Below are 4,358 nucleotides of genomic sequence, written 5' to 3'. Positions count from 1 at the left end.
CGTGGGTTAATAATGACAAACCTCGTTTAGGGATGATTCGTCAAGAGCTGGTCGGGCAGTTGAAAACGGTACTCAGCCGCCGCCCTACAGAAGCAGATCGCGCTGAATAAATGCTGGTGAATACATAGCGCTGGATAAGCTCGGTAGATAGCGCGAATAGCTGCCGATAAAAGCAGAGTCATTGGTTATCACCAATAAAAAAGGTTTACCACCGTGATGGGGTAAACCTTTTTTATGATCATGAAGATAGGCCATTCAACCGCTGTTTTTATCTGGCAGCAAGGCCGGTCAATCAGCTTTGTGGTTGATCTTTGGTATGACGATAAATATATAACCCACTGAGTACGGTGAAGGCCAGTGTCATCAGCAACAAACCGAACACCTTAAAGTTCACCCATACTTCCAGCGGCAGATAAAACGCCACATACACATTCAACAACCCGCATGCGGCGAAAAAGAGTGCCCATGCAATATTTAACCGCTTCCAGATCACCGCAGGCAGGGTAATTTCCTTGCCGAACATCCGCTGGATAATAGGCGTATGGGTCATCCACTGGCTGATCAGCAGCGCGGCAGAGAACAGGCAATACACCACAGTCACTTTCCATTTAATGAATACATCATCATGCAGGATCATGGTTAAACTGCCAAATACAGTGACAATAGCAAACGTCACCAGTTGCATCTTTTCAACTTTCCGGTACAGCACCCATGTCAGCACTATCTGCAACGCCGTGGCCGCAATCAGTGCACCAGTCGCCGCATAAATATCATAGAATTTATACACCGCAAAAAAGACGATCAGCGGAATGAAATCTAACAACTGCTTCATTAAATCGGGTCTCTCGCTCAAATCAGGTAGAAAACTATACGTTATTCTTTGTGCCAGACAAAACGGTATCGTTTATTGCTTAAACCGACATATTTGGCTGGCACATGGGTATCGTTCAACAGCGACATCATCATCCAACACAGCAATAATGAGTATTGTGGAACAACAACATCAACGCGTTTGCTTATTTTGGCAGCGTGAGTGATCGAATCAGTACTGACGTATCACAGCGGCCTAAACCTTCGGCTTGTAAACGTGCATACGCGGCATCAACCTGTGCCGTCATTGGCAGTGGCGCATGGTTTTTCTCCGCTTCGGCAAAACAGATCGCCAGATCTTTACGCATCCAGTCAATCGCAAAGCCAAAATCGAATTTATCATCAGCCATGGTTGCGGCACGGTTTTCCAGTTGCCATGAACCGGCAGCACCGAGCTTTATTACATCACGAACCTGTGCTACATCCAGACCGGCAGCCGAGGCAAAGCTGACCGCTTCTGATAATCCGGCCAGCACACCAGCAATACAGATCTGATTAACCATTTTGCATAACTGGCCGCTACCCGCATGGCCAAGCAGTGTCACCGCTTTGCTGTAGGCCGCCATGATGGGTTTGGCCTGTGCAAATACCGCTTCATCGCCACCACACATCGTTGTGAGTGCGCCATTTTCCGCGCCTGCCTGACCACCAGAAACCGGTGCATCAATAAAGTGCATACCGTGTTTTAGCGCATCAGCATACAGCTCACGTGCTAAATCTGCCGATGCGGTAGTGTGATCAATCAATATCGCACCGGTTTTTGCACCGGCAAAAATACCTTCAGCACCGTAATAAACTGCGCGGACATCATTATCGTTACCAACACAGGTCATCACGAAGTCAGCCTGCTCTACCGCTTCGCGCGGAGTGTGTGCATAACGAATCGCATGGGGGATTTGAGATGCATCGGCATGCTGTGCAACCCATTGCTGAGCCTTGGCGGTGGTGCGGTTATAGACCATAACCTCGTGCCCTGCAGCCAGCAAATGGGCGGCCATCGGGTAGCCCATTACACCTAATCCAATAAAACTGACCTTTGCCATCGCTCCAACTCCCTTGTCTGATTAGATTTGTCGCTGCATTATGACTTTATCGGTGGCCGAAACACCAGTTTCAATGACGTATTTTTGAGGAGTGTGCATTGCAAGCACCTAAAACAAAGAAGATCCCCTATACCCACGTTGCACACGGTGAGGTGCGGCATGATCCCTATTTTTGGTTGCGGGATATAGAGCATGATCCCGATGTTATGCGCCATATTGAGGCTGAAAACCGCTATTGTCAGGCAGTTATGGCTGAAAACGAAAGCTTGCAACAGCAGATTTCAGATGAAATTCGCCAGCGTATCCGCGATGAGTGGTCATCGGTTCCGATTGCCGATGGCCCCTATTTTTACTACTCCCGCTACCAGAAAGGGGAAGAGTACCCGCTGTTTTGCCGACGTTTGGGTGAAAGTGGCAGTGAAGAGATCTGCTTAAACGAACCACTGTATGCCGAAAATGAGGCCTATTTTGATGTCGGTGCGGTTGAAATTAGCCCCGATCACCGTCTGCTGATGTGGGCCGTTGATCAGCAAGGCGATGAGCAATATCAGCTAAGATTGCGTGATTTGAGTCTCGACTGTGATCTTCCGGCAATCCTGACCGGCTGCTCCAGCAGTTTTTGCTGGATGAATGATAACCGGCACTGCATTTATGTTGCTCTTGATGCACAAAACCGGCCATTGTCGGTGTATCGCCACCGATTAGGCAGTGCGCAAACCGAGGATGCCTGTTTGCTTGAGCTTCCCGAGGGCGATCTGTTCTTGTCGGTTGAGCGAACACGCAGCAATCGGTGGGTGATTATTACCGCCAGTGGTTCAAGTTGCAGCGTTTGCTGGGCATTGGATGCCGATGATCCTACTGCGCAGCCAATGCTGATTTCTCCACTGCGTGAGGGGGTTGAGTACTATGTTGATCACCGATGTGTCGATCATAAAGCCGCTGATCATCGTATTGCTGATCACTTAATCGCTGATCGCGGTATCCCGCCAAAAGCAAAGGGGGAGTTCTGGCTACTGACCAACGATGATCACCCAAACTTTCGGATTGCCAAGGTGGACGATACGCTGTGCGATCCGGCTAAGTGGCAGACGGTGATTGCCGGAAGTGATGATCGTCTGCTCGATGGGATCTCCTGTTTTGCTGATTTTATTACCTATAGCTCGGTTTCCGAGGGGCTAACTCGCTTGCATATTTGGCACGGGGAGGCGCAACCTGAGCAGCAAATAGCGTTTGATGATGCTGCGTGGGATTGTGGATTTGGCGCAAACCCTGATTATTACACTCAGCAGGTACGCTACAGCTATTCGACCTTTATCCGCCCCGTGGCCGTGATGCAGTACGATATTGCCAGCGGTGAGTCGTCAGTGTTGCAGCAAGATGAGCTGGCAGGTTTTGATCCCGATAAATTTGAGATCTTACGCTTGTGGGCTAATGGGCACGATGGCGCACGTATTCCAATGACCATGGTGAAGCCAAAATCTGTGCAAACACCTGCGCCATTGGTGTTATGCGGTTATGGTGCGTACGGCGATATTGATGATTTAGGGCTAGCACGCAGTTGGTTGCCACTGCTTGAGCGGGGTATGATTTGTGTGCAGGCACACGTGCGCGGTTCGGCAACCTGTGGCCGCACATGGTATGAGCAGGGAAAACTGGCACATAAAAACAACAGTTTTACCGATCTTATCGCCTGTGCCGAGCACCTGATTGCTGCACGTTATACCCGTGCCGGACAGATAGGCTTATACGGCGGCAGTGCCGGTGGTTTGCTGGTGGCCGGTGCGCTGAATTTGCGTGCAGAGCTTTTTGGTGCAGTGGTCGCCGCGGTGCCGTTTGTTGATACCTTAACGACGATGCTCGACGCATCACTGCCGTTAACCTGTTTAGAGTATGAAGAGTGGGGCTGCCCAGAAGAGCCAGAAGCGTATGGCTGGATACGTGCCTACTCTCCGTACGATAACTTAAAAGAGCAGCACTATCCGCCGATATTGGCGACCGCAGGGCTGCATGATACCCGCGTGACCTATTGGGAGCCAATGAAGTGGGTAGCACGTATCCGCGATATGCAACAAGGTTGTGCACCGGTATTATGTCATATTGAAACGGATGCCGGACACGGCGGTGCATCGGGGCGCTATGAGTGGATAGCGGAAAGTGCGCTGATTGATGCTTTTTTAATCCGCCATTTGTCAGCCAACGCAAAAATCCCGTTTGGCTGCTAACGTTAGAGAGAGTCGGTTATTTTTCAGCGCGTTACCGTACTGGTCAGTGTACTACTTAACGTAGGTTGCTACTTCACTGAGTGCGCTGAATGATAGCTGTATCAGATCACCTGTCATTCTGTTTAAAAAATAGAGTTTGGTGACGTTGGAGCAGGCTCATGGTGAGCCTGCGCAATACCCATTGCCCACAAGGAGAGTTAGTGATGTACCTCAAGGCAATGTC

The 4,358-nt window shown here is 49.9% G+C and carries 3 protein-coding genes; 1 reads left to right on the top strand and 2 read right to left on the bottom strand.

Annotation, left to right across the window (positions count from 1 at the left end; genetic code table 11):
* Positions 1-292: 292 nt before the first annotated feature.
* Positions 293-832, bottom strand: a complete 540-nt coding sequence (locus ACRC27_RS03575; RefSeq protein ID WP_438621841.1) for a septation protein A — start codon at positions 830-832, stop codon at positions 293-295.
* A 184-nt stretch (positions 833-1,016) separates the two neighbouring features.
* Positions 1,017-1,913: an NAD(P)-dependent oxidoreductase gene (locus tag ACRC27_RS03570; RefSeq protein WP_438639204.1), complete on the bottom strand. Its 897-nt coding sequence runs from the start codon at positions 1,911-1,913 to the stop codon at positions 1,017-1,019.
* Between the two features lie 98 nt (positions 1,914-2,011).
* On the opposite strand from ACRC27_RS03570, the gene ACRC27_RS03565 reads away from it, so the two are divergent.
* The gene (locus ACRC27_RS03565; protein ID WP_438639203.1) at positions 2,012-4,135 is read left to right on the top strand and encodes a S9 family peptidase; all 2,124 of its coding nucleotides are present in this window, start codon (positions 2,012-2,014) and stop codon (positions 4,133-4,135) included.
* Positions 4,136-4,358: the final 223 nt, after the last annotated feature.

It is taken from the genome of Plesiomonas sp., from assembly GCF_051650925.1.
Taxonomy (GTDB): domain Bacteria; phylum Pseudomonadota; class Gammaproteobacteria; order Enterobacterales; family CAMTGL01; genus Plesiomonas.
The sequence above is the reverse complement of the archived record's forward strand: the minus strand, read 5'-3'. Positions and strand labels throughout refer to the sequence as shown.